A 26,810-nucleotide genomic window follows, 5' to 3' on the forward strand; every position below is an offset into this window, starting at 1 on the left:
TCCTACGGCGGCACCATCGGTACGACGCGGTCGTACGTCCAGGCGCTGCCGACGCGGAGCCGGGGTTCGCCGGCGGAGTCGGCATAGCGGCCTCGCGAACAGCCGGACCGCGGATTCTCGCGGATGGCCGCGGATTGAACAGCCAGAGACGTTGATGGGTGTGCGCCGCGATCGTCGTCGCACCGGGCAGATCAATCCGCGGGTATTCGTGTCGATCCGCGGTGAGGCTGTTCGTTTCACTTCCTACGGCGGCACCATCGGTACGACGCGGTCGTACTTCCAGGTGCTGCCGACGCGGAGCCGGGGTTCGCCGGCGGAATCGGCGTCGCGGCCTCGCGAACAGCCGGACCGCGGATTCTCGCGGATGGCCGCGGATTGAATAGCCAGAGACGTTGATGGGTGTGCGCCGCGATCGTCGTCGCGCCGGGCAGATCAATCCGCGGGTATTCGTGTCGATCCGCGGTGAGGTTGTTCGTTTCACTTCCTACGGCGGCACCATCGGTACGACGCGGTCGTACGTCCAGGCGCTGCCGACGCGGAGCCGGGGTTCGCCGGCGGAGTCGGCATAGCGGCCTCGCGAACAGCCGGACCGCGGATTCTCGCGGATGGTCGCGGATTGAACAGCCAGAGACGTTGATGGGTGTGCGCCGCGATCGTCGTCGCACCGGGCAGATCAATCCGCGGGTATTCGTGTCGATCCGCGGTGAGGCTGTTCGTTTCGCCATCCAGCGCCCGCGTCTCCGGCCAGTCGCCGATCGGGGCGAACGCGCTGGTCCGCACGCTGGCCTTCGATTCCAAGGACTGGGCGTCGGGCAGCGACCAGGCACCTGCTGCCCGTGGCGACCCCGCGGGCACGCCGCGGCACGTTGTCGGTTCCGTTCCGTGGAATACTGAATGACTTGACAGCGTTAGGTGAGTTGCTCAGATTTCCGGTCATGACCACCTCCGCCATCCGCACCGCATCGCTGGCCCGCCGGGAACGGCAAAAGGCCGAGACGCGCCAGGCTATCCTGGACGCGGCGCGGGAGCTGTTTGTGGCGGATGGCGTGGAGGCGACCACCATGCGGGCGATCGCGGCCAAGATCGGGTACACGCCGACGGCGATCTATCACCACTTCCGCGACAAGGACGCCCTGATCGTAGAGCTGTGCATGGCGGACTTCTCCTCGCTGGGGCAGGCGATGAACAAGATCGGCCGCATCGAGGATTCGGTGGAGCGGCTGCGGCGAATGGGCTTGGCGTATACCGACTTCGCGCTCGATAATCCGAGCCAGTATCGGTTCATGTTCATGACACCATTAAAGCATTCCATGCTGGATGCGCACGGCAACGCGGTTGCGTCGCCGGACGAGGACGCTTACGGCTTCCTCCTCCACACCGTGACCGAGGGGATCGAACGCGGCGTCTATCGGCCGGAACTGAGCGATGCCCCAGAGCTCGCCCAGATGTTCTGGGGCGGCATTCACGGCATCATCTCGCTGTGGTTCACCCACTGCGATGATCCGCACATCGTCCTCCGCGACCCTCGGGAAACCGTCCGCGCCATGTGCGACGCCCTGATCCGCGGGACCCTTCGAAACTCGTCGTAACCGGAACCCGTCGGGTTTCCAGAACCACCGGACGCTTCGGCGTCCTTCTTTAGGCCCCGTTACCTAACACCGTTCTATCAACTAGCTATGTACTACACACGACCGTTGTTCAAAATAGCGCGCTGCCTCGTCGGAGCGGCCGCCGTGCTCGGTCTCGGCACCACCGCGGTCGCCGGCGCGCAGCAGCCGACCACCGCCCGACAGCTCCTCGACGGCTACGTGGCCGACGCGCTCACCGCCAACCTCGCGCTCGCCCAGCAATCAGCGGCGCTTGCCCGCGCCACGGCCGGCGTGCGCGAGGCCAACGGGCGGTTCCTGCCCACGGTCGGCCTGAACGCCCGCTACTCCGAGTTCAGCGGCGTGGTAAACATCGGCGATTTCATCAACCCCGCTTACGCGGCGCTCAACCAGCTCATCGGTGAATCGCGATTCCCGACGAACGTGAACGCCACCCTCCCGTTCCGACAGGAAACCAAGCTCGAACTCATACAGCCGCTGTTCAACGACGCGCTCTTCGGCGCCCGTGCCGCGGCGCGAGCGCAACGCGACCTCGCCGGCGCCACCCGCAAGGGCGCCATGCGACAGCTCGCCGCCGACGTCCAGCAGGCCTGGCTCGGCTACGCCAGCACCGTACGCGCCGTCGAAACCCTCGAGAGCACGCTGCCGGTGCTGGACGAAAACATGCGGGTCAGCGAACGCCTGATTGGCGCAGGCCAGGCCACGCCCGACGTACTGCTGCGCGCACGCGCCGAACGCAGCGAGCTGTTGCAACAGATCGAAGAGGCTCGCCGACAGCGCGACGCGGCACGGCGCGGCTTCAACCTGCTCCGCAATCGCGATGAAGACGTGCCGATAACCCTGGCCGATGACAGCACCCTCTTGCGCGTCGATTCACTGTCGCGCGGTGCGCTGTTGGCCCATGCGCTCACGCATCGCGAAGAACTCGCGCAGGCTGGCAGCGGCATCTCGCTGGCGCGGGCGCAACAGCGCATCGCCAGCTCGGCCTACCTGCCGAATCTCGCACTGGCGGCAAGCTACGGCGTGCAGGGCGATCGCTATCGCTTCAACAGTCGCAACGACGTGGGACTCGCCTCGCTGGTAATGTCGTGGAACGCCTTCAATGGTGGTCAGGACGCCGCCCGCCGCGAGCAGGCGAATGCGACGCGCAGCGAGGCCGAGTACCGCCGGCGTGAAGCGGAGCGCGCGATCGCGCTGCAGGTCGGGAATGCCTACGACGCGGTGCAGTCGGCGCGCAGCACGCTCACGACGGCCAGTGACCGTCTGGCCAGCGCCGAGCGCGCCTTCTCGTTCGTGCAGCGCCGGTTCGCCGAGGGACTCGCCACGCCGGTGGAATTCCTGAGCGCGCGCACTGCGTTCACGTCGGCCGCCATCAACCAGATCATCACGCGCTTCACCTTCGCCACCCGTGTAGTGGAACTCGAACGCGCTGCAGCCCTGCGCGCGCTCCCCAACTAACCCTCCGCGCCCCCGACGATGACAACGAATCGTTTCGCACTCCGCCCCACCGTGCTCTTCTCGGCGGCCATGCTGCCGCTGATGTCCGCCTGCAGCAACGCGCCGGCGCCCGACCGTGATGCCACGCCACTCGCACCGGCGGTGTCGGTCAGCGTGGAGACCGTCGCGAGTGGGACCAACGCCGACCCCGTGACCGCGACCGGCACCTTCGGCTCGCGGGACGAGATTCCGCTCGCCTTCAAGATTGGCGGCATCGTCTCGCGCGTACTGGTGGACGAAGGCGCCACCGTGCAGCGCGGCCAACTGCTTGCTTCGCTCGACCTGCGCGAGATCAACGCCGCGGTGGACAAGGCGCAAGTCGGGTTCGACAAGGCCCAGCGCGATCAGGCCCGTGTGCAGCGCCTCGCCGCCGACAGCGTGGCCACGCTCGCGCAACTGCAGGACGCCACGTCCGCCCTGAACGCTGCGCGCTCCGATCTCGTCACCGCCACGGTCAATCGCGAATACGCCACGATCGTAGCACCCGAAGGCGGCATCGTGCTACAGCGTTTGGCTACCGCGGGCTCGAACGTGTCGCCGGGTACGCCCATCATGCTGCTCGGCGGAACGCGTCGCGGACGTGTGCTACGGGTAGGACTGCCCGACCGCGATGCGCTGCGTGTGCAGCTGGGTGACGCCGCGACCGTGCACTTCGATGCGCTGCCGACGCGCACCTTCACCGGTCGCGTGCAACTGGTGGGACGTTCGGCCGACCCTCGCACCGGCACCTATGCGGTCGAGATCACCGTAAGTGGTGCCGACGCGCTCCCCAGTGGATTGGTGGGCTCCGTCTCGATTGCCGCACGCAGTTCGACGGGCGGAGGCAAGCGCGGCGCCTCGGTATCGGTGGATGCGCTGCTCGAGGCCGATCGTGACTCGGCCACGGTGTATCTGGTGGCGGCTACACGTGAGGCGCCGGGCGACCTGATCGCGCAAGCGAAGCGCGTGCGTGTGCGCGGCGTGAGCGGCGACCGCGTCATGATCGAGGGGCTCGCACCTGACGCGCGCCTCGTAACGCGCGGCGCCGCGTATGTCACGCCCGGTGCGCGCGTGCGCATCGTGACCACCGATACGCTCGCGGCCGCACTCAAGGCCAGCGCGGTGACGCGAACGGCGGTGCTGCCATGAACTTCCTGAGCAACCTGGCCGAGTTCTCGGTGAAGCGGTGGCAGTTCACCGTATTGCTGTTCCTCATGTTCGGCGCCCTCGGCATCACCAGCTGGATGGCGATCCCGCGTGCCGAAGATCCCGACTTTCCGGTGCCGATCTTCACCACCGTAGCGGTGTATCCGGGCGCCTCGCCGGAAGACATGGAGCAGCTGGTTACCGAACCGCTGGAAAAGCAGCTCAAGTCGCTCACCGAGGTGAAGAAGCTGGAGTCGACGAGCAGCGACGGGTTGTCGGTGATCAAGATCGAGTTCGACTCAGAGTCGGACGCCGAGCGGAAGTACGATCAGGTGATCCGCGAGGTCAACGCGTTGCGCCCCGCCCTCCCGTCGGCACTGCAACGCCTGGAGGTGCAGCGGAACGAGAACTCCGATCTCACCGTGTTTCAGGTGGCGCTGGTGGCGCCGCAGGCGCCGTACGCGCAGGTGGACGACCTCGCCAAGCGTGTCGCAGACGCGCTGGAGCGGGTACCTGGCGTGAAGAAGGCGGAGCGATGGGCGGCGCCACCGCGCGAGATGCAGGTCACGCTCGATCTCGGGCGCATGGCGCGACTCGGCCTCACACCGGGGCAGGTGTTGAACGCACTGGGCAGTGACAATGCGCAGATCCCAGGCGGATCGGTGGATGCGGGCACGCGTCGCTATAACATTGCCACGACGGGTCGGTACAAAAGCGCCGAGGATGTGCAGCGCACGGTGATCGCGGGCGCCAATGGGTCCGTAGTACGCGTGCAGGACGTGGCCACGGTGGCGTGGGGCGACGGCGACGCGGTGCACATGGGTCGCTGGAACGGCGAGCGCGCGATGTGGGTGACGGTTGCAGTGCAGAAAGGCGAGAACGTATCGGCGGTCAAGACCGACGTGTGGGCGGCGCTCGATGCACTCGAGAAGGGGCTGCCCAAGGGCATCACGCTGGCGCGCGGGTTCGATCAGTCCGAGAACGTGGACAACCGACTGGGGCAACTCGGCAAAGACTTTGCCATCGCCCTGCTGCTGGTACTCATCACCCTGCTGCCACTGGGCACGCGGGCATCGGTGATCGTGATGATCTCGATTCCGCTGTCGCTGGCGATGGCGGTGATGCTGCTGTATGCCACTGGCTACAGCATCAATCAGCTGTCCATCGTGGGCTTCGTGATTGCGCTGGGATTGTTGGTGGACGACTCGATCGTGGTGGTCGAGAACATTTCACGATTCCTGCGCAACGGCTATACGCGCACCGAGGCGGCGATCGAAGGCACCAAACAGATCGGCGTGGCGGTGTTGGGTGCAACGGGCACACTGATCTTCGCCTTCCTGCCGCTGCTGTTCCTGCCGGGCTTGGCGGGCAAGTACATCCGGTCGTTGCCGATCGCGGTGGTGTTTGCGGTGGTGTCGTCGTTGTTCGTGTCGCTCACGATCATTCCCTGGCTGGCCAGCCGGCTGATGCCGCGCACCGAGCACGCCGAGGGAAACCGCGTGCTGCAGTGGCTGGATGGTGGCATTCATCGCACCTATGCGCCGCTGTTGCATCGCGCGCTGGCGGCGCCACGCACCACCCTCGTGCTCGCACTGCTGCTGGTGGTGGGATCGGTGGCGTTGGTGCCAGCGGTGGGCTTCTCGTTGTTCCCCAAGGCCGGCACGCCACAGTATCACGTAGACATCGAAACGCCCGAGGGCACGTCGCTGGCGGAGACGGATCGCGCCGCGCGCTACGCCGAAGCGGTGATCCGGCAGCATCCCGGCACGCGGGGCGTGTTCGCGAATGTGGGGAAGGACAATCCGGCAGTGTACTACAACGTGTTTCAGCGCGCCGAGGCGCCCAATCGCGGGCAGCTCATCGTGCTGTTGAACGAGTACGACAACGTGCGCACGCCGCTGGCGCTGGATTCGCTGCGGCAGCGACTGGCGCTGTATCCGGGCGCGCGCATTGAGCTGAAGGAGTTCGAGAACGGACCGCCCATCGACGCCCCGATCGCGATGCGCATTGAAGGCACGAGCCTGGATACGCTGCAGCGGCTGGCGGCGCAGTACGATGCCGTGTTCAAGCGCACCGAGGGCACGCAGTATGTGAACAACCCCGTGCGGCTGCGGCGCTCGGATCTCACGCTGGTGGTGGACAAGCAGAAGGCGGGCTTGCTGGGCATCCCGAGCGTGGAAGTGGAGCGCACACTGCGCTTAGGGATCGCGGGGCTGGAAGCGGGGAAGATCCGTGCCGCCAACGGCGACGAGTATCCGCTCATGGTGAGAATCGCCCACAAGGGTCGGCCGGCGCCCGAGGCCCTCGATCGCATTCAGGTGAGCAGTGTCACAGGGGCGATGATTCCGCTGTCCCAGATCGCATCCATGCGGTTCAGTGCGTCACCGACCACGATCGATCATGTGAACCGTCAGCGCTCGGTGACGATCACGAGCTACGTGCGTTCGGGGTACAACACCGACGCCGTCACCAAGCAGGTGATGGCGGCGCTCGACTCCATAGCACTCCCGGTGGGCTACGTGATGCGCCCGGCCGGCGAGATCGAGAGCCGCGAGGAGAGCTTCGGCGGCATCGGCGGGGCCATCATCGTGGCGGTGTTCGCGATTCTCGCCATTCTGGTGCTCGAGTTCCGCGACTTCCGCACCACGCTGGTGGTGGCGTCGGTCATTCCGCTGGGCTTGGTGGGTGGTATCGTGGCGCTGCTGCTCAGCGGCTACACACTGTCGTTCACCGCGATGATCGGCTTCGTGGCGCTGGTGGGCATCGAGATCAAAACGAGCATTCTGTTGGTGGATTTCACCGACCAACTGCGGCGAAAAGGCGTGAGTCTCGATGACGCCATTCAGCAGGCGGGTGAGATTCGATTCCTGCCGATTGTGCTCACCACGATGACGGCGATCGGTGGGTTGTTGCCGCTGGCCTTTCAGGGATCGGGACTATACTCGCCGCTGGCGTGGGTGATCATTGGCGGACTGGTGTCGAGCACGCTGATCGCGCGGTTGGTGACGCCGGTGTTGTACAAGCTGCTGGCGCCGGCGCTGGAGGAGAGCGAGGAGTCGGTGGCGCCGCGGCCGGTGGGGTTGGTGCCGGCTACGGTGTAGCTGCTGTTGCTTATCCGTGTTGGTTCCGTGTGATCCGCGGTCATACTGTTCCAGCTGTTCGCGATCTGTCCGTGATACCACCCGTCGTTATTCCGTAAGGTCGACAACGGCCAGAACACGGAGACCGCGGATCACACGGAACCAACACGGATAAGCCGATCGGTGTGTCGATGGCCATCGCGACGCACCGACGCATCGCTGTTGTGTTGTTCCATCAAAAAAGACCACTCCGTCAGAAAAGCCGCGACCTTTGTCGCCCCCACGGAGCAGATCCGTGTTGTTCCCGCGAAGATCCGCGGTCATGCTGTTCCAGCTGTTCGCGGTCTGTCAGCGATACCACCGGTAGTTATTCCGTAGGGTCGACAACAGCCAGAACACGGACACCGCGGATCACACGGAACCAACACGGATAAGCCGCTCGGTGCGCCAAGGGCTATCGCCACGCGCTGACGCGTCGCTGTTGTGTTGTTCAATCAAATAAGATCAATCCGTCAGAAAAGCAGCGACCTCCGTCGCCCCCACGGAGCAGATCCGTGTTGTTCCCGCGAAGATCCGCGGTCATGCTGTTCCGGCGGTTTGCGGTCTGTCAGCGATACCACCGGTAGTTTTTCCGTAGGGTCGACAACAGCCAGAACACGGAGACCGCGGATCACACGGAACCAACACGGATAAGCCGATCGGTGTGTCGATGGCCATCGCAATGCGCTGACGCGTCGCTGTTGTGATGTTCAATCAAAAAAGACCACTCCGTCAGAAAAGCCGCGACCTCTGTCGCCCCCACGGAGCAGATCCGTGTTGTTCCCGCGAAGATCCGCGGTCATGCTGTTCCAGCTGTTCGCGGTCTGTCAGCGATACCACCGGCAGTTATTCTGTAGGGTCGACAACAGCCAGAACACGGAGACCGCGGATCATACGGAACCAACACGGATAAGCCGATCGGTGTGTCGATGGCCATCGCAATGCGCTGACGCGTCGCTGTTGTGATGTTCAATCAAAAAAGACCACTCCGTCAGAAAAGCCGCGAGCTCTGTCGCCCCCACGGAGCAGATCCGTGTTGTTCCCGCGAAGATCCGCGGTCATGCTGTTCCAGCTGTTCGCGGTCTGTCCGTGATACCACCGGTCGTTATTCCGTAGGGTCGACAACAGCCAGAACACGGAGACCGCGGATCACACGGAACCAACACGGATAAGCCGCTCGGCGCGCCGCCGCCCGGCCCACGCCAGCCAGCACCCGTCGCGACAACATTGCGGGTCACCGCGGCGTAGCCCATAGTTGCTCCGGCCCGCGTTCTCCCGGGCCGTGTCGGTCCACCTCTGCTCACCTCGCCCATGCGAAATATTCGCGTCCTCGCCCTCGGTGCCGGGTTGTCCGGCCTGATGGCCAGTCCGCTCGCCGCCCAGACGGCGCTGCCGCCCAAGGCTTCCGCCAGCGATGCCGTCATCAATGCCCTGCGGTGGCGCAACATCGGCCCCGCCAACATGATGGGGCGCATCGTCGACATCGAAGGCATTGCGTCGCCCTCCAAGACGTTCTACGTGTCCACCGCCGGCGGCGGTCTGTGGAAGACCACCAACAACGGCACCACGTTCAAGGCCGTTATGGATACGGCCCGCGTGTCGTCGGGTGGTGATCTTGCCATCGCCCCCTCCGACACCAACGTGATCTACTGGGGCACGGGCGAAGCGAACTCGCGCAATTCCATCTCCCCCGGCGGCGGCATCTACAAGTCGGCCGATGGCGGCAAGTCGTGGACCTTCCTCGGCCTCGCCGACACGCGCACGATCGGTCGCATTCAGGTGCACCCCACCGACCCCAACACCGTGTGGGTGGCCGCCCTCGGTCATCCCTGGGGGCCGAACAAGGAACGCGGCCTCTACAAGACCACCGACGGCGGCAAGAACTGGCGCCTGGTCAAGTTCATCGACGAGAAGACGGGTTTCGTGGATGTGCAGCTGGATCCGCGCAACCCGAACACCGTATGGGCCTCGAGCTACGAGCGCGTGCGCGGACCGTACTTCCTGAAGTCGGGCGGCACCGGCTCGGCGCTCTGGAAGAGCACCGATGGTGGCGAGACGTTCACCGAAGTGAAGGGCGGCGGATTTCCGGCCACTACCAAGGGACGCATCGAGATCGCCATCGCGCGCTCGAATCCCGACGTGATGTACAGCATGGTCGAAGCGGACACGGCGCCCAATCTCAAGAAGGACGCCAAGGTCGCTCCGCAGAAGCGCCCCAGTGGCCTGTATCGCTCGGAAGACGGCGGCAAGACGTGGGCGTACATGAGCCCCGAGAACACGCGTCCGTTCTACTACTCGCAGGTGCGCGTCGATCCCAAGGATCCCAACCGCGTGTACTGGTCGTCCACGCCGGTGAAGTATTCCAGCGACGGCGGCAAGACCGCTGGTAACACCACCGAAGGCATTCACGTGGACCATCACGCCATGTGGATCGACCCCAACGATCCGCAGCGCATCATCACCGGCAATGATGGTGGTATCGGCGTGTCGAACGATCGCGGTGGCAACTGGCACTTCCCGAACTCGATCGCGCTGGGCCAGTTCTACAACATCTCGGCCGACATGGGCGTGCCGTACCGCGTGTGCGGCGGCCTGCAGGACAATGGCTCATGGTGCGGCCCGAGCCGTCGCAAGCAGGGTCCGGTCACCAACGCCATGTGGCACAACGTGGGTGGCGGCGACGGGTTCGTGACGCAGCAGGATCAGACGAACACCGACATCATCTACAGCGAGTCACAGGGCGGCAGCATGGGTCGCCTCAACTTCGCGACCGGCGAGCGCACGGGACTGCGCAAGCCCACGTGGCGCGACGGCGGCTACCTGCAGTGGAACGACTCCATCTACGCCGTGTGGCCCGATACCACCAAGCCCGCCACCGCCGCGCAGAAGAAGCAGATGGCGGCCTATCGGGCGCGTCAGCGAACCGACTCGGTGGCCTACGCGCTGCGCTGGAACTGGAACACGCCGTACATCATCTCCAAGCACAATCCGGCTACGCTGTACTTCGGCGCCAACCGCGTGCTCAAGAGCGTGAAGTACGGCGACGACATGTTCCCCATCTCCGGTGAACTGTCGTACGCCGACTCGGCCAAGCTGTATGTGGCGCTCAAGACCACCGGCGGCATTACGCCCGATGTGACGGGCGCCGAGACGTATGGCACGGTGGTGTCGCTGAACGAATCGTCGGTGCGTCCGGGGCTGCTGTATGCCGGTACCGACGACGGACGGGTGTGGCTCACGCGCAATGACGGCGCGCAGTGGGAAGAAGTGACGAAGAACTTCACCGGTGTGCCGGCGGGCAGCTACGTGTCGCGCATCGAGCCGTCGCATTTCGACAGCGCGACGTTCTACGTGACGTTCGACAATCATCGTAACGACGACTACACGCCGTACGTGTTTGTTACCACGAACTTCGGTCGCACGTTCACCTCCATCGTGAATGACCTACCCAAGGGTCAGACCGACTTCGTGCATGTGATCCGTGAAGACCCGAAGAATCAGAATTTGCTGTTCGTGGGTACGGATGTCGGCGCCTACGTGTCGATCGATCGCGGGCAGTCGTGGCAGCGCTTCATGAGCGGACTGGGTACCACGCCGGTACACGACCTGCTCATTCATCCGCGTGACGGCGAGCTCATTGCTGGCACGCACGGACGCTCAATCTGGATCGCCGACATCACGCCGTTGCAGCAGATGACGCCGGCGGTGCTGGCGGCGAAGGCCACGCTGTTCGAGCCGCGCACGGCGTTCCAGTGGGGCGAGCAGACGATCAACGGCGGCAATGTGGGGCAGGGGGTATTCCAGGGCCCGAGCCCGACGTACGGCGCCTCCATCTGGTACCGGCTGTCGGAGAATGCCGGTGGACAGGTGCGCATGATCGTGCAGGACGCGAGTGGTGATACGATCCGCTCGCTGACCGGTCCCGGTCAGCCCGGCCTGCACAACGTGGTGTGGGATATGCGCGCGCAGCGCCCGGCTCCGGCGCGGATCGCGCTCACGCCGGCGCAGGTGCGTGACAGCGTGAACACCCAGCGTCGTGTGTTGCGCGCGCTCGATTCGCTGGAGAAGGCGGGCGCCGTGCCGGCGCCGATGCTGGCGCAGATTCGCACCACGGTGCAGACGGGTCAGCAGCCGCCCGAGATGCAGGCGATGCTTGCCGGCGCGCTCGGCGGCGGTGGCGGTGGCGGTGGACGTTTCGGCGGTGCCACCGGATTCCAGGATCGTCCGGGCGAAACGCGTCCGCTGCCGAGCTTTCCGACGGCTGGCGCTGGTGGCCCGGGCGGTCGCGGTGGACCGGGTGCGGGTCCCGGTGCGGCAGCCGGCCCGGCCGGATTGCAGGCGATGTTCGGCCCGTTGCGCGATGCGCTGGGTGATGACTTCGCGGCCATCGGGATCTTCCCGGGCGGCGGCGGTGGTGGACGTGGCGGACGCGGCGGGCAGAACGCGCTCGTCGGGACCGGCGATTACAAGGTCACCATCATCGTCGGTGGCACGTCGTACTCGAAGGTGCTCCACGTGGAGCGCGTGAGCGGCGGCGAAGGTGGTGGCGGCTTCTTCGGACTCGACGACGACGAACGGCGCTAGTTCCGGCCTTGGAAAAACGATGCCCCGTGACCGGTTCGCCGGTCACGGGGCATCGTCCTTTTGTGGACCTACCCGTCCGATTCGCCGTCGGTGGAGACCGCCGCCAGCTTCGCGCCCAGCTCCGGGAATCCCCGCGCGATCGCCAACATGGCTGGTGTGGACTTGTCGTCCGACAGAGCATGGGCGTCGGCGCCGCGCGCCAGAAGCAGGTCGCACAGGGGCTCGTAGCCGCGTGACGCCGCGACGTGCAGCGGCGTGTTGCCGTGCGCATCGCGCGCCGTCACGTCAGCCCCCGCGAACACCAGCCGGCGCACCAACACCGGGAGGGTGTGACCGGCCAGCGCGGCGTGCAGCGGCGAATTGCGGAGCGCATTGGTGGAGTGCGCATCGAGCAGCGCTCCATGGTCGATCAGCAGCGTCACCGCGTCATCGCGCCCGAAGAAGGCGGCCAGATGCAGCGGCGTCCAGCCGTCGCTGCTGCGCCGAACGCGCGAGTCATCATCATTCTCGAGGCAGGTGCGCAGGGCGATGACATTCCCCAGTGCGGCGGCTTCCCACACGTCGATGGCGCGGCCGGGGTGCAACAGGTCGGAGAGGTCGGGGGCACCCATGTAGCAGGCGTGCAAAACCAACGACTCGCCGCCCGGGGCGCGCGCCAGCGCCAACGAGGGATCGTCGTGCATCATGGCCGTGATCGTCTCACGATCCTTCGAGCGGATCGCCGTCAGCAGGGCATCGGGGGCAGTGCGAACCATTGGGGGCACTCTCCGCATCGAGATGAGCACGTGGCTCAGGGCAGACAAACCGTGTCTCAACTTGATCACGGGACGCCCGGTTGGCTATCGTCGCCCCCCGCCGCCGCGTTAACCTCGGGACATGTCGATTCGATTCCTGTCGGTGTTTCGCCGCGTGGCGCCCACCCTGCTCCTCGCCTGTGCGCCCGCTCGGGCACCGCGTTCTGCACCCGTGATGCCTCCTCTGGGGCAACCCACGGTGGCCCCGCTCGTGATCGCCCATCGCGGGGCCAGCGGACATCGCCCGGAGCATACGCTCGAGGGCTACGCACTCGCAGTGCAGATGGGGGCGGACTTCATCGAGCCCGATCTGGTGAGCACCAAGGACGGCGTGCTCGTGGCGCGGCATGAGAACGAGATCGGCGGCACCACCGACGTGGCCGCGAAGTTCGCGTCGCGGAAGACGCGTAAGGTGGTCGACGGCGATACGATCAGCGGGTGGTTCACCGAGGACTTCACGCTGGCCGAGTTGCGCACCCTCCGGGCGAAGGAGCGGCTGCCGTTCCGGTCGCATGCCTACGACGGGCAGTATGCGGTGCCCACTTTCGTGGAGGTGCTCGCCCTCGCCGACTCGCTCGGGCGTCGGCGCGGGCGCGCCGTCGGGGTGTATCCGGAAACGAAGCATCCCACCTATTTCCGCAGTATCGGACTCCCCATCGAGGACCCGCTGCTGCGCGCCCTGCGCACCCACGGACTCGATCGCGCCGATGCACCGGTCTTCATTCAGAGCTTCGAAAGCGGCAATCTCCGCGTGCTTTCCACGCAGACGCGTGTCCGCCTGATCCAGCTCGTGTCGTCGGCCCCGCAGGTGACGCCGGCCGCGCTCCGCGACATCGCGACCTACGCCTACGGAGTAGGTGCGAATACGCGGCAGATCGTGGGCGAGGACTCCGCGGCGGTGCCGACGTCGCTCATCGCCGATGCGCACGCCGCCGGACTTCGTGTGCACGCCTGGACGCTGCGACCCGAGCCGGTCTTCCTCGCCAAGCGCTATCGTGGCGACCCGATCGCCGAAGTGCGCGAGCTGGTGCGATTGGGCGTGGACGGCTTGTTCGGCGACTACCCCGATCAGGTCGTGACGGGACTGCGCAAGTAGGAGGCGTCGCGCCTCGCGGACTCGCGTCAGTCCATCGCGAATTCGCGGGCGAACGCCACGTTGAACGAGAAGGTCTTCGCCCGGCTGCGCGTTTCCATCATGTTGGCCACGCGCTCGAGACGCTCGGTGATCGCCATGATCTTCTCCTGCGCTTTGCGGCCAGCTTCGTTCAGCCCTTCGAGCTTGTCGATCGACCAGAACTTGATGAGGTCTTCGACGATCCGGATGTAGTCGCGCGGACCGTAGATGCCGGCCCGACGGATCACGTCGGCCATCTCGCGGAAGTGCGGCATGCTGATGCCCGGCATATCGATGCTGGGCATGATGAGCGCCGCCGACTCGAGCGCGCGGTTGGGATCACGGGCCAGCACACGCAGGAAGATCTCGCGGTAGAACACGTAGTGCCGCGCCTCTTCCTTGGCCACGTTCTGCAGCACGGTGCCGATGAGCGGCTCGTATTGCCCGGCCAGCTTGCCGGTGTTGGCATGGCTGACCTGTGTGGCGCGCTCCTGCAGCGACGTGTACACGAACACACGGTACGGATCCTTGTCCCAGGTGGGCTCGAAGCCCGCCTTGAGATACTCGAACTGCATCCGCTCGAGGATCGGGTTGTCGAGGATCTTGCTATCGTGCGCGTAGTCATGCAGCACGGCCCCGTGCCGGTCTTCTTCGGCCGTCCACAAGTTGGTCCACTTGGCCCAGAACGTGTCCCCGCCCAAGTACGTGGCGAGCAGCCGGTGGAAGTGGGGAAGCCCCTCTTCGGTGAGCGTGTTCAACGCCAAGGCGACGCGGGCCGGCATGCTGATGCCCTTCGCGCGCTCCCGGAGCTGCTTCACGAACGCATCCGGATCGGTGTCCGGCTCGGGGGCCAGCAGTTCCGACGGGAACCACAGAATGCGCTTGGCTTCATGCGCGACCGTAAGGTCTGCGACGTCCTGCTCGAGGTCGGCGAGGACCTCGACCTTGGCGATCGTTTCGTTGTCAGGGATGTACATGGCGGGAAAGGTATCGCCCTGCACGGCTGCGGTACAGAACGGCCGCGGGTGCGAACGGTGGGTGCCGAAGGGGAAGTGATTTAGTCAGGAACGCGTGGGGCAGGCGGACGTACCTCCCTCAAACCGCGTCCCGCTCGGCGGCCGCGTTACATTGCGTACCATGACGCCCCCTCCCAAAGGCAAACCCAAGTACGACACCAAGCGCGCGTGGGCCGAAGCCCGTGCGCTCATCTGGGAACATCGCACCTCCGTGACGGTTGGCTTGGTGCTGATGCTCATCAGCCGTGCGGCCGGCTTCGTGTTGCCGTACTCCACCAAGAAGGTGCTCGACGAGGTGTTGCCCAACCGCGACATCCAGATGCTCGGCTACATCGCGCTGGCCGGCCTCGCCGCCACCATCGTGCAGTCGATCACCGGGTACGCCCTCTCGCAGGTCGTGAGCGTCGCGGCGCAGCAGGCCATCGCGCGGCTCCGCGAAGAGGTGCAGGGGCACCTGATTCGCCTGCCGGTCAAGTTCTTCGACAGCACGAAGAGTGGCGTGTTGGTGTCGCGCGTGATGAACGATCCGGAAGGCATCCGGAATCTCATCGGGACCGGGTTGATCCAGCTCACGGGGGGCATCGTGAGTGCCATCGCCGCTCTCGGCGTGCTCTTCTATCTCAACTGGCGACTCACCGCGGCCACCATCGTGTTCCTCGCGGCGTTCGGCGTCGTGATGTCGATCGCCTTCAAGCGGTTGCGGCCGGTCTTCCGCGAGCGGAGCGTGATCACCGCGGAAGTGACAGGGCGGTTGACCGAGACCTTGGGCGGTATCCGGCTGATCAAGGTGTATACGGCCGAGGAGCGCGAGAAAGAAGTGTTCGGCAAGGGCGTACAGAAGCTGTTCGAGAACATCGCCAAGACGATCACGGGTACATCGCTGACCGGGACGTTGGGATTGGCCGTCGTCGGTGTGATCGGCCTGATCGCGATGTACGTGGGCGGTCGCGACGTGATCAACGGCGACATGACGGTGGGCAGTCTGATCACCTTCGTGTTCTTCATCGTGCTGGTCACCGCGCCGCTCATTCAGATCGCCAGCATCGGCACGCAGATCACCGAGGCGTTTGCCGGACTCGATCGCATTCGCGAATTGCGCGACATGCCCACGGAAGATCAAGAAGACGCCGAGAAACAGCCGGTGCCGTCGGTCGTGGGCCGTGTCGAGTTCGACCATGTGAGTTTCGAGTACGAGGCCGGCAACCCCGTGCTCAAGGATGTGTCCTTCGCCGCGCCAGCGGGCACCACTACCGCGCTCGTGGGCTCGAGTGGCAGTGGCAAGAGCACCATGATTTCGCTCATCATGGCCTTCGCCCAGCCGCAGCAGGGACAGATCAAGGTGGACGGTACGCCGGTGTCCGACCTGAAGCTGCGCGAGTACCGCCGCCACCTGGGCGTGGTCATGCAGGACAACTTCCTGTTCGACGGCACGGTGATGGAGAACATCGCCTTCACCAAGCCGGGCGCCACGAAAGACGAAGTGATGGCGGTGGCCAAGATCGCCAACGCGCACGAGTTCATTCAGGGCTTTCCGCAGCAGTACGACACCATCGTTGGTGAACGCGGCGTCAAGCTCTCCGGTGGACAGCGTCAACGGGTGGCGATCGCCCGCGCGATACTCGCCGATCCGCGCGTGCTCATTCTCGACGAAGCGACGTCGTCGCTCGACTCGGAAAGCGAGCACCTCATTCAGGAAGGACTGCGTCGGTTGCGGGCCGGCCGCACCACCTTCGTGATTGCGCACCGACTCAGCACGATCACGAGCGCCGACCAGATCCTCGTGCTCGAGCACGGGCAGATCATCGAACGCGGCACGCACCACGAGCTGCTCGCGCTCGGCGGACGCTACCGGGATCTGTACAACCGGCAGTATCAGCTGGAGCAGGACCAGTTCATCAACCCGGGCGAAGAGATCGCCGCCACGGGCTGAGCAGCCTTATTAGGCAGGGTGGTTAGGTTTCCAACGACCCTGTCCGTTATCCCCGACCAAGCCTACGTGACCGCTACGCCGTCGTTTTCGTCGCTGCAACTGCATCCGAGCCTCCAGCAGGGCCTCAAGGAGCTCGGTTTTGCCCGTCCCACCCCGATTCAGGCCGAAGCGATTCCGCCGGCTCTGGAGGGACGTGACGTCCTCGCCTGCGCGATGACGGGCAGCGGCAAGACGTATGCGTTCCTGCTCCCGATTCTCCATCACATCATGGAGAAGCCGCGAGGGATCACGCGGGCGCTCGTCATCACGCCCACGCGTGAACTGGCGGCGCAGATCGTCGAAAGCCTGAACGACGTGACGGTGCACACGCCGCTCACGGGCGCGGCGGTGTTCGGTGGCGTGGGGATGGGACCGCAGGAACACGCGTTCCGCAGCGGCGCCGATGTCATCGTGGCCACGCCGGGGCGCTTGCTCGATCACTTCCGCATGCCGTACGCGAAGCTCGAGCATCTCGAGTATCTGGTGCTCGACGAAGCCGATCGCATGCTCGACATGGGCTTCCTGCCCGAGATCAAGAAGGTGCTGCGTCATCTGCCGCAGAAGAAGCGGCAAACGTTGTTCTTCAGCGCCACGATGCCGGCGCCGATTGCGGCGCTCACGAAGGATCTGCTCACCAATCCGTTCACGCTCAACCTGCAGCGTCAGTCGGCGCCGGCCGTCGGCATCACGCAGGCGGTGTACCCGGTGTCGCAGGATCTGAAGAGCGGCTTGCTGGTCGCGCTGCTGAAGCGTGGTGACATGCCGCAGGCGCTGGTGTTCACGCGCACGAAGCATCGCGCGAACCGTCTGGCGTCGCAGTTGGTGGCGGCCGGCATCAAGGCCGAGCGCATTCACGGCAACCGCTCGCAGGCGCAGCGTACGCAGGCCCTCGCCGGCTTCAAGGACGGTGCGTATCAGGTGCTGGTGGCCACCGACATCGCGGCGCGCGGTATCGACGTGGAAGCGCTCGGTCATGTGGTGAATTTCGACGTGCCGCTGGCCGCCGAGGATTACATCCACCGCGTGGGTCGTACGGCCCGTGCCGAAGCGACGGGTGAAGCGTTCACGTTCGTGTCGCCCGAGGAAGAGGGCGATCTGAAGCAGATCGAACGCGCCATCAAGAAGACGTTGCCGCGCGTGACGGTGCCCGATTTCGATTACAGCGCGAAGCCGCAGACCAAGCTCGAAGTGCCGTTGGCCGAGCGCATCGCCGAGATCCGCAAGAAGAAGGCGGAAGATCGCGCGCGCGCCGCAGCCAAGGTGGAGCGTCGCAGCGCCGCGCAGGCGGGCGGTGCACGTCCGGCCGCGCCGTCGGGTGGCCGTCCCGCCGCTCCGGCGCGGAAGACCAGCGAATCGCGCGGTCCGTCGACGGGCTCACGTGGTCCCTCGGCTGGCGGCTCGGGTGGCTCGGGTGGCGGCGCCAGGAGTGGGGCGGCCGGCCGTGTCCGTCGTGGCCCGCATCGCGGCCAGGGTGGCAACAGCGGTGGCGGTGGCAGTGGCGGTGCAGGTGGCTCCTCGCGCGGCGGCGGAGACAGCCCGTACGCGTGAGCGACAGTGTGCGGGATCCGGCACGGTATCCCGTTCCGGCGCAGCAGCATCGCGCGGAGCAGGTGATCGATCGCAGTCGATTCATCTGCACCGTGGCGCGTGTTCAGTCGAGTGAGGAGGCGCAGGCGTTCATCAAGGCGATGAACGCCGAGTTCCCCGATGCCACGCACAATTGCTGGGCGTATGTGGTCGGCGCACCGGGCAGCACCGATCGCGTGGGGATGAGCGACGACGGTGAACCCCACGGGACCGCCGGCCGGCCCATGCTGACCGTGCTGCTGCACAGTGGCGTTGGCGAAGTCGCCGCGGTGGTCACGCGCTATTACGGCGGCACCAAACTGGGCACCGGCGGCCTGGTGAAGGCGTACGGTGGGGCGGTGCAGGAAGCGCTGGCCGACATGCCGCGCGCGGAACGCGTGGACAGTGTGGACGTGACGGTCCATGTGGGATATGGTGCCATCGGCGCGCTGCAGCAGCTGTGGCCGGAGTTCGATGCCGAACTGCTGGAGCAGCGCTTCGAGGTCGATGCTGAATTCCTCGTGCGGGTGCCACGGGTGCGGATGGCCGCCATGGAACGGGCGATCCAGAACGCCACGCGTGGCACCGCCATTCTGTCGCTGATCGACATTCCAGCACCCAGTACCAATGACTAAAGACACCGAACGATTGATTCGCGACAGCTGGCTACGGTTGTTCCCCCTTCGCCTCGCGACGGCGCAACGCTTCTACGAGCGCCTGTTCGAGATCGATCCAACGGCGAAGGCGTTGTTCGACGGGAAGCCGATGCATGTGCAACATGAAAAGTTTGTGCAGACGCTCGACACGCTCGTGCAGATGCTCGACTTCCCAGCGGACATCATCGGCGAACTGCAAGCGCTGGCCCACCGCCATGTGGACTATGGCGTGACGCTCGAGCAGTACGCGACCGTGGGCACGGCGCTCCTCTGGGCGCTCGAGCGTGGAATGGGCAGCGGGTGGACGCCCGACGTCCAGCGCGCCTGGATCGAGCTGTATCTGCTGATCGAAGGCGTCATGAAGCGTGCGGTCAGTGGTACCGCGACCGAGTAACCTCGCCGTTACGACAGCCCCTCGATGGTGCCATCCGGGCGCACCTTCATGCGCTCGGCCGCCGGTGATTTCGACAACCCCGGCATCGTCATGATGTCGCCGCACTTGGCGACCACGAATCCGGCGCCGGCCGAGCCAGTGACTTCCTGCACGGTCAGGCGGAAGTTGTTCGGAAGCCCAAGCTTCGATGCATCGTCCGAGAGCGAGTACTGCGTTTTCGCCATGCACACCGGCGTGGTGCCCATGCCGTGCTGTTCGAGCCACGCGATCGATTTCTCGGCGGCCGGCGAGTAGTCCACGCCGTCGGCGCCGTACACCTTGGCGGCGATCGTTTCGATCTTCTCGCGGATTGGCAGCGCCGTGTCGTACAGCGGACGGAAGTTCGCCGACTTGGCGTCGAGGAGCGCCAGTACTTCGTGCGCCAGTGCTTCGCCGCCGGCACCGCCATTCGCCCACACATCGCAGAGCGCCACACGCACGCCGTACTTCGCCGCGTAGTCGGCCACCATCGCCAACTCGGCGTCGGTGTCGGAGAGACGGCGATTGATCGCCACCACCACCGGCACGCCGAACTGCCGCACGTTGGTGATGTGATGCGCGAGATGCGGCAGCCCGCGCTCGAGGGCGCCCAGGTCTTCCTGATCGAGCATGTTCTTGGGCAGTCCGCCCTGCATCTTGAGCGAACGCACCGTCGCCACCAATACCGCCGCCTCGGGATTGAGTCCGCCGGCGCGGCACTTGATGTCGAAGAACTTCTCGGCGCCGAGGTCGGAGCCGAAGCCCGCTTCGGTCACCACGATATCCGCCAGCGCGAGGCCGGCGCGGGTGGCCACCAGGCTGTTGCAGCCGTGCGCGATATTGCCGAACGGCCCGGCGTGCAGAATGGCCGGGCCGCCCTCGAGCGTCTGTACGAGATTGGGGCGCAGCGCGTCTTTGAGCAGCAACGACATGGCACCGGTGGCCTGCAGATCGCGCGCGCGAATGGGGGTGCGCTCTTTGCCGCTGGTGGTGCCCACGATGATGTTGCCGAGGCGCCGCTCGAGATCTTCGGCGTCGGAGGCGAGGGCCACGATGGCCATGACTTCACTGGCCGGAATGATTACCCAGCGCTCTTCGCGCATCACGCCGTTGCCGGCGCCCACGCCGATGATGGCCTGACGCAGGGCGCGATCGTTCATGTCGATCGTGCGCGGCCACGTGATGCGTTTGGTGTCGAGGCCCAGCGCATTGCCGTGATACAGGTGGTTGTCGAGCATCGCCGAGAGCAGACTGTGTGCGCTGGCGATGGCGTGAAAGTCGCCGGTGAAGTGCAGGTTGATGTCGTCCATGGGCAGCACCTGCGCGTAGCCGCCGCCGGCCGCGCCGCCTTTTACGCCGAACACCGGTCCGAGGCTGGGCTCGCGCATGCAGAGCACGGCATGGTGTCCGATGCGGCGGAACGCCTGACTGAGCCCCACGCTCACGGTGCTCTTGCCTTCACCGGCCGGGGTTGGGCTGATGGCCGTGACCAGCACCAATCGGCCCTTGGGGGGCTGCGAAGCCAGCGAGAGGGGCAGCTTGGCCTTGTAGCGTCCGTATTGGTCGATGTCGTCGGGGCCGAGGCCGAGGTCGGCCGCCACCGCGGTGATCGGGCGGAGGCGCGCCTGCTGCGCGATCTCGATATCCGACGGGACGAACGGCGGGGTAGCGGTCATGCGGCTCGGTTCAAGGGGTGGAAGACGGTGGACGACCGGGGGACGGATGCTCCCGCGTCGGCGGTTCCGGATGCATGTTGTCTGATGCGCTACGCACACCATTCCGCTGTTCGCGGTTCGCCAAGAAGATACTGCCGACGGTGCCAATCGGCTCGCCGGCCCGCCAACCAGAGCCGCTCATGATCGTTTCCGTGTTCGGCGCCTCTGGGCGGACGGGTCACGCGTTCATTGCCAGCGCGACGGACGCCGGGATGTCGTTGCGGCTGCACTATCGGGCCAAGCCGTCGGACCAGGTGCCGACGTCGGCCACCGTGGTCGTGGGATCGCTCAATGACCCGACGGCGGTGCGCGAAGTGTTGCGCGGCGCCGACGTCGCCGTGGTGCTGTTCGGTCCACACCACGACGCGCGGATCCCCTTCTGCGCTGCCGCCACCAAGCAGATCATCGCGGTCATGCACACGCAATCGCAGAGTCGCCTGTTGGTGGTGACCGGCGCGATGACGGGTGGTATGCCGTCGAACGTGTCGCCGTTCATGCGTTTCATGCGGAAGATCGTGCAGCGGTCGGCGCACGATGGCATGGTGGAGGATCGCAACGAGCAGGAACGCCTCGTGCGAGACAGCAAGCTGGCCGGCTGGACGCTCGTGAAGCCACCGCGCCTCACCGACGATGCCACCACTGGGACGGTGGACATCGGCCCCGATCTGTCGGTCGGGCTGCGCAGCCACATTTCCCGGGCGTCGCTGGCCAAGACGCTGGTGCGTGAGATTCAGGAGCCACGTTTCGCGCAGCAAGCCGTGTACGTGGCCAATCGCTGAGTCGCCGAAGTTTCCCGCTCTCTCCCTTCATCCGATCCGCCCATGTCCGACGTCCGCAAGCAGAACTGGGATGACCTTCCCATCGAAGAGCTCACGCCGCTCATCGGTCGCCGTCTGATCTACAGCGAGAAGATGATGCTCGCGCACGTGTACCTGAAGAAGGGGGCCATCGTGCCGGCCCACGATCACGTCAACGAACAGTTCACCTACGTGCTGTCGGGGACGCTGCGCTTCTGGCTCGGCGAACACGCCGATGCGCCGGGCGATACGTACACCGATGTCGGTGCCGGCGATGTCCTGGTGATCCCGAGCAACGTGCGCCATCGCGCGGAAGCGCTCGAAGACACGCTCGACGTGGACATCTTCAATCCGCCGCGGCAGGACTGGATCGATAAGACTGACGACTATCTCCGCGGGACGCGCTGATGGATCTCGGCATCACGGGAAAGGTCGCGCTGGTGTGCGGCGCGAGTCGTGGCATCGCGTTCGCCGCGGCGGAAGAGTTCGCGCGCGAAGGGTGCACGCTGGTGATCTGTTCGCGCGATGCGGCCTCGGTGCACCGCGCGAAAGCGAAGCTGGAAGCGCTCGGTGCCTCGGTCACGGCGATCGTGGCCGACCTGGCCACCGACGGCGGTATCGCCGAGGTGGTCGCGCAGACGATGGCGGCGCATGGTCGTGTCGACATTCTGGTGGCGAACACCGGTGGCCCGCCAACCGGCGCGGCGATGTCGCATTCGTGGGAGGCGTGGTCGCAGGCCAGCGAACTGCTGTTGCGCAGCGTGGTGGAACTCACGCGGGCGTTCGTGCCGGGGATGCGTGAGCGGAAGTGGGGGCGGGTCGTGTCGATCACGTCACTGGCCGTGAAGCGTCCGCAGGGGTCGCTCGTGCTCAGCAACAGTTTGCGGGCCGCGGTAACCGGGTATCTGCGCACGCTGGCCGATGAGGTCGCGGGCGACGGCGTGACCGTGAACTCGGTGCTGCCGGGCTTTACCGCGACCGAACGGCTCGATGCGCTCGCCAGCGCCACATCAACGCGTACCGGGCAGAGCCGCGAGTCGGTGTTCGAGGCGTGGACGGCGGAGACGCCGGTCGGCCGCCTCGGCCGCCCCGATGAGTTGGCCGCGGTGATAGCTTTCCTCTGTTCCGCGCGTGCCGGGTTCATGACCGGGCAGGCCGTGCTGGTGGATGGCGGCGCTGTGCGTTCACTGCTGTAGCCCTCCCCCCTTCTCCTTACCGCAGCGTTCCGACATGAGCCAAATTGCCGAGACCCAGTGGATCTGGCGCGATGGTGCGTTCATCCCGTGGGCGGATGCCACGATCCATGTGCTGAGCCATTCCGTGCAGTTCGGCTCGAGTGCCTTCGAGGGCATTCGTGCGTACAGCACGCCGCGAGGTCCGGCGATCTTCCGGCTGCGCGAGCATCTCACCCGGCTGTTGATGTCGTGCAAGATCTATCGCATGGACGTGCCGTACACGATCGACGAGCTCGTGGCCGCCTCGCGTGAACTGCTCGTGCGGAACGGTGTGGAGTCGTGCTATCTCCGCCCGATGGTGGTGCGCGGGTACGGCACGGCCGGCATGGTGCCCACAGGCGCGCCGGTCGAGGTGTACCTCCCCTGCTGGCCGTGGGGCACGTACTTGGGCGCCGGTGCGCTCGAGAACGGCGTGGATGCCTGCATCTCGTCGTGGCATCGTGTGGAGCCGAACACGATCCCGGCCATGGCCAAGATCGCCGGCAACTACCTCAGCGGTCAGCTCATCAAGATGGAAGCGCTGGCCAACGGGTATGCCGAAGGCATCGCGCTGAGCCCGAGCGGCATGGTGAGCGAAGGGTCGGGGCAGAACGTGTTCCTGGTGTCGGGTGGTACCATCGTGACCACCCCGCTCGACGGCACGATTCTGGGCGGCATCACGCGCGACACGATCATGACGCTGGCGCGCGAGGCGGGCATCCCCGTGCGCGAAGCGCATATCCCGCGCGAGATGCTGTACATGGCGGACGAAGTATTCTTCACCGGCACGGCGGCCGAGATCACGCCGGTACGCAGCATCGACAAGATTACGATCGGTGCCGGCAAGCCGGGACCGGTGAGCACACTGATGCAGACGCAGTATCTCGATATCGTGCACGGCCGTGTGGACGATGCGCACGGATGGCTGACGTACTGCCGCGACTGACGCCGTCGGTGTGAACGGCGAGCGCGCACGCGACACTGACGTCGCGTGCGCGCTTTGCTCGTCTCTCGTACCATCGAGTTTGCCCCATGGCGCTGACCTCCACGATGTACGCGTTCGACGTTGCCCTCGCCAACGTCGACCGCGGCGTCTACGAGCCGCTCGAGTTCCGGATGGCGATGCACCCGTCGGAGTCGCCGGAGTACTTCGTGGCCCGCCTGCTCGCGTACTGTCTCGAATACACCGAAGGGATCGCGTTCTCGCGCGGGATTTCCGACCCAGACGAGCCGCCGTTGACGGTGCGCGACCTGACCGGCAGCCTGACGGTGTGGATCGAGCTCGGGGCCCCGGATGCCGCCCGGTTGCACAAGGCCAGCAAGGCGGCCCCGCGGGTGGCGATCTACACGCATCGCGATCCAGCCCAGCTGTGGCGGCAGTGGGAGGGCGAGAAGATCCATCGGGCTGAGCAGATCGAGCTGTATGCCCTCGATCGCGAGCTGATCGACGCCATCGCCGAGCGGCTCGACCGGCGCATGAAGCTGGAGCTCTCGGTCACGGATGGCACGATCTTCGTGAACCTGGCGGGCGCGACGCTGAGTGGTACACTCCAGCGCTACTCGGTGCGCGCGCCATGAAGATCTTGGTGCGGGCGGCCTGCGTGGCGGCGCTCTGCACCGGCTGCGCCACCGTCGGGCGTCCGCCGACAACGATCGAGGCGATTCAGCGCGACGGCATCGCGATCGAGGCCACCCATCGGGCGCTGCGTGACACGGTGATCGAGCGACTGGTGCGTCGCGTCGCGAAGCGCGGCGATCGCACCGTGGATGTGCTGATGCTGTCGGGCGGTGGGCAGCACGGCGCGTTCGGTGCTGGCTTCCTGCGCGGATGGCGGCAGCGCCCGTCGGACGCGATGCCGCGCTTCGATCTCGTCACCGGGATCAGCACCGGCGCCCTGCAGGCCCCGTATGCGCTGCTCGGTACGCGCAGTGCCATCGACACGATCACGGCGCTCTACGCCCGATCCGCCCAAAGCTTTGCGCCGTCGCTCGATTGGTGGTTCTGGCTGCGCCGCACTGGCGGGTTGGTGAATACCACGCGCTTCGACCGTACCATCGCACAGACGTTGGACGGCCCGTTCCGCCCGGAGTTCAACGCCGCCTTCGCCGACGATCGGCAGTTGGTGTTCGCGACCACCGACTTCGATCTCGGCATCGGCCGCTTGTGGTCGCTGGGCGACGAGTTGGCGGACCACGGGTTGGGAACCAGCGCTGCGATGGCTCGCACGCAGCGGCTGCTGAAGGGCGCGACCGCCGTTCCCGGCATCTTCCCGCCAGTCATGATCGATGGCCACCTGCACGCCGATGGCGGGGTGATTGAGAACATCCTGCCGCTACTCACCCTCGAGGACTACACCCGCTTCGGGGCCCGACTGCAGGCCCGCGGCCTCACGGGTGTCACCGTGCGGGTGTGGGTAATCATGAACATGTACACGCACGGCCCACCCACGGTCATGAAGCCGTCTGCCCGGCGTGCGATCAGTAGTCGCTCCACGGCTCTGCTTTTCTACGCGCATCAGCCGGCGTCGCTCACCGCACTCGAGAATCTCGCCCGCGCCGTCAGCGATCGGGTGCCGGGTGTGCGTATGCAGGTGCGGGTGGCGTCGGTTCCCAGCGAAGAGTCGCTGTCTCCGGGGGCGAACGCGCTCTTTGCCCGACCCTTCATGCAGCGGCTCGACTCACTGGGCTTCCGCAAGGCCCAGAGTGCCAGCCCGTGGGACTCGCTCGCCTCGAGCGCGTTCACGCGCCCCGACCTTCCTCCCCGCTTGCGCTAGGCTCCGACCATTTCTGCCGTGTCGATCGATTCCCCGACCTCTGCCCCCATGTCCGTCGAAGCCGCGCTCGATGTCGTGCGCGCCGAACCGCTATGTGCAGAAACGCCGGTGCGGTTCCTGACAGCACCCATCACGCCAGCGCCCAGCGTCTACGTGCGCAGCAACTTCACCCTGCCACTGCTGGGCGCGACGCACGCGATCGACATCGGCGGCGCCGTGCGCGCGCCGTTCACGGTGTCGTCGTCCGAACTGGCGGCCATGCCGCAGCGTCATGTCACGGTCACGATGGAGTGCGCCGGCAACGGCCGTCTGGGCATGGACCCGGTGCCCCCGGGTGAGCCGTGGCGCTTCGGCGCGGTGAGCACGACGACGTGGTCGGGGGTGTCCCTGCGCACGTTGCTGGAGCGCGCTGGCCTCGAGCCGGCCGTGGTCGAGATTCTCGGACTCGGCGCCGATGCGGGGCCGCGCGACGATGCCGACGGCGAAGTGCGTTTCGCGCGCGCCCTGCCGATCGCCGACGCCATGCATCCGGACACCATCGTGGCCACGCACATGGGCGGCGAGCCGCTGTCGGTGGATCACGGCGCACCCATGCGACTGATCGTGCCAGGATGGTACGGCATGGCGAGTGTGAAGTGGCTCACTCGTCTCGACGCCATCACGGCGCCGTTCACGGGATACTTCCAGCAGCAGCGCTACGTGTACGCGGTGGACGACACGGTGGCGCCGGTGCGTCGCGCCCGTGTGAAGTCGATGATCACGTCACCGATCGACGGCGGCGTGTGCGGCCGCGCGGTGACGGTGCAGGGATGGGCGTGGTCGGGTGCGGGGGCGATCGCCCGCGTGGAGCT

The 26,810-nt window shown here is 66.1% G+C and carries 20 protein-coding genes; 17 read left to right on the top strand and 3 right to left on the bottom strand.

All coding sequences use genetic code 11. The features are described 5' to 3' along the window. Positions 1 to 935 precede the first annotated feature (935 nt). The 5 genes from ACIRA7_RS07580 (at position 936) to ACIRA7_RS07600 (ending at position 11,932) form a co-directional block, all read left to right on the top strand. The gene (locus ACIRA7_RS07580; protein WP_396220246.1) at positions 936 to 1,589 is read left to right on the top strand and encodes a TetR/AcrR family transcriptional regulator; all 654 of its coding nucleotides are present in this window, start codon (positions 936 to 938) and stop codon (positions 1,587 to 1,589) included. Between the two features lie 144 nt (positions 1,590 to 1,733). Beyond that, positions 1,734 to 3,065 (top strand): TolC family protein, encoded by a 1,332-nt coding sequence (locus tag ACIRA7_RS07585; RefSeq protein WP_396220247.1) that lies wholly within the window; start codon positions 1,734 to 1,736, stop codon positions 3,063 to 3,065. Positions 3,066 to 3,083: 18 nt separating this feature from the next. Continuing rightward, positions 3,084 to 4,232 carry an efflux RND transporter periplasmic adaptor subunit gene (locus ACIRA7_RS07590; RefSeq protein WP_396220248.1) on the top strand — a complete coding sequence of 383 codons (1,149 nt, stop codon included), beginning with the start codon at positions 3,084 to 3,086 and terminating at the stop codon, positions 4,230 to 4,232. Beyond that, positions 4,229 to 7,330, top strand: coding sequence for an efflux RND transporter permease subunit (locus ACIRA7_RS07595; RefSeq protein WP_396220249.1), 3,102 nt, complete (start codon positions 4,229 to 4,231; stop codon positions 7,328 to 7,330). The genes ACIRA7_RS07590 and ACIRA7_RS07595 overlap by 4 nt, the downstream gene beginning before the upstream one ends. A gap of 1,329 nt (positions 7,331 to 8,659) precedes the next feature. Beyond that, positions 8,660 to 11,932, top strand: coding sequence for a WD40/YVTN/BNR-like repeat-containing protein (locus ACIRA7_RS07600; protein WP_396220250.1), 3,273 nt, complete (start codon positions 8,660 to 8,662; stop codon positions 11,930 to 11,932). A gap of 68 nt (positions 11,933 to 12,000) precedes the next feature. Here the strand turns inward: ACIRA7_RS07600 and ACIRA7_RS07605 are convergent, their stop codons facing one another. Continuing rightward, a complete protein-coding gene (locus ACIRA7_RS07605) occupies positions 12,001 to 12,687 on the bottom strand; it encodes an ankyrin repeat domain-containing protein (RefSeq protein ID WP_396220251.1) in 687 nt (228 codons plus the stop codon). 121 nt (positions 12,688 to 12,808) lie between these two features. Between ACIRA7_RS07605 and ACIRA7_RS07610 the strand changes: the two genes are divergently transcribed. Further along, complete coding sequence (locus ACIRA7_RS07610; protein WP_396220252.1) at positions 12,809 to 13,822, top strand: glycerophosphodiester phosphodiesterase; 1,014 nt, start codon at positions 12,809 to 12,811, stop codon at positions 13,820 to 13,822. Between the two features lie 26 nt (positions 13,823 to 13,848). On the opposite strand, the gene ACIRA7_RS07615 is transcribed toward ACIRA7_RS07610, so the two are convergent. Beyond that, a complete protein-coding gene (locus ACIRA7_RS07615; RefSeq protein WP_396220253.1) occupies positions 13,849 to 14,817 on the bottom strand; it encodes an acyl-ACP desaturase in 969 nt (322 codons plus the stop codon). 160 nt (positions 14,818 to 14,977) lie between these two features. Here ACIRA7_RS07615 and ACIRA7_RS07620 point away from each other — a divergent pair, with 160 nt between their 5' ends. From ACIRA7_RS07620 to ACIRA7_RS07635, 4 genes are all read left to right on the top strand, one after another. Continuing rightward, positions 14,978 to 16,786 carry an ABC transporter ATP-binding protein gene (locus ACIRA7_RS07620; protein WP_396220254.1) on the top strand — a complete coding sequence of 603 codons (1,809 nt, stop codon included), beginning with the start codon at positions 14,978 to 14,980 and terminating at the stop codon, positions 16,784 to 16,786. A gap of 66 nt (positions 16,787 to 16,852) precedes the next feature. Then, on the top strand, positions 16,853 to 18,373 hold the full coding sequence (locus ACIRA7_RS07625) for a DEAD/DEAH box helicase (RefSeq protein WP_396220255.1): 1,521 nt from the start codon (positions 16,853 to 16,855) through the stop codon (positions 18,371 to 18,373). Then, positions 18,370 to 19,026, top strand: a complete 657-nt coding sequence (locus tag ACIRA7_RS07630) for a YigZ family protein (protein ID WP_396220256.1) — start codon at positions 18,370 to 18,372, stop codon at positions 19,024 to 19,026. Before ACIRA7_RS07625 ends, ACIRA7_RS07630 begins: the two co-directional genes overlap by 4 nt. Continuing rightward, positions 19,019 to 19,441: a globin domain-containing protein gene (locus ACIRA7_RS07635; RefSeq protein WP_396220257.1), complete on the top strand. Its 423-nt coding sequence runs from the start codon at positions 19,019 to 19,021 to the stop codon at positions 19,439 to 19,441. Before ACIRA7_RS07630 ends, ACIRA7_RS07635 begins: the two co-directional genes overlap by 8 nt. Before the next feature lie 8 nt (positions 19,442 to 19,449). Here ACIRA7_RS07635 and ACIRA7_RS07640 read toward each other — a convergent pair whose 3' ends face one another. Then, the gene (locus ACIRA7_RS07640) at positions 19,450 to 21,135 is read right to left on the bottom strand and encodes a formate--tetrahydrofolate ligase (protein WP_396220258.1); all 1,686 of its coding nucleotides are present in this window, start codon (positions 21,133 to 21,135) and stop codon (positions 19,450 to 19,452) included. A 179-nt stretch (positions 21,136 to 21,314) separates the two neighbouring features. Here ACIRA7_RS07640 and ACIRA7_RS07645 point away from each other — a divergent pair, with 179 nt between their 5' ends. The 7 genes from ACIRA7_RS07645 to ACIRA7_RS07675 all read left to right on the top strand — a co-directional run. Beyond that, entirely contained in the window at positions 21,315 to 21,953 is a 639-nt protein-coding gene (locus tag ACIRA7_RS07645; RefSeq protein WP_396220259.1) for an NAD(P)-dependent oxidoreductase, read from the top strand. Positions 21,954 to 21,995: 42 nt separating this feature from the next. Beyond that, on the top strand, positions 21,996 to 22,379 hold the full coding sequence (locus tag ACIRA7_RS07650) for a cupin domain-containing protein (RefSeq protein WP_396220260.1): 384 nt from the start codon (positions 21,996 to 21,998) through the stop codon (positions 22,377 to 22,379). Next, the gene (locus ACIRA7_RS07655) at positions 22,379 to 23,167 is read left to right on the top strand and encodes an SDR family oxidoreductase (RefSeq protein WP_396220261.1); all 789 of its coding nucleotides are present in this window, start codon (positions 22,379 to 22,381) and stop codon (positions 23,165 to 23,167) included. Before ACIRA7_RS07650 ends, ACIRA7_RS07655 begins: the two co-directional genes overlap by 1 nt. 34 nt (positions 23,168 to 23,201) lie before the next feature. Beyond that, positions 23,202 to 24,131: a branched-chain amino acid transaminase gene (locus ACIRA7_RS07660; protein WP_396220262.1), complete on the top strand. Its 930-nt coding sequence runs from the start codon at positions 23,202 to 23,204 to the stop codon at positions 24,129 to 24,131. A gap of 86 nt (positions 24,132 to 24,217) precedes the next feature. Next, positions 24,218 to 24,763 carry a YaeQ family protein gene (locus ACIRA7_RS07665; RefSeq protein ID WP_396220263.1) on the top strand — a complete coding sequence of 182 codons (546 nt, stop codon included), beginning with the start codon at positions 24,218 to 24,220 and terminating at the stop codon, positions 24,761 to 24,763. After that, positions 24,760 to 25,959 carry a patatin-like phospholipase family protein gene (locus ACIRA7_RS07670; RefSeq protein WP_396220264.1) on the top strand — a complete coding sequence of 400 codons (1,200 nt, stop codon included), beginning with the start codon at positions 24,760 to 24,762 and terminating at the stop codon, positions 25,957 to 25,959. Before ACIRA7_RS07665 ends, ACIRA7_RS07670 begins: the two co-directional genes overlap by 4 nt. Positions 25,960 to 26,007: 48 nt before the next feature. Beyond that, a partial coding sequence (locus ACIRA7_RS07675) for a molybdopterin-dependent oxidoreductase (protein WP_396220265.1) occupies positions 26,008 to 26,810 on the top strand: 803 nt, incomplete at its 3' end.

Source organism: Gemmatimonas sp., assembly GCF_044376735.1.
In the GTDB taxonomy this organism is placed as follows: Bacteria; Gemmatimonadota; Gemmatimonadetes; order Gemmatimonadales; family Gemmatimonadaceae; genus Gemmatimonas.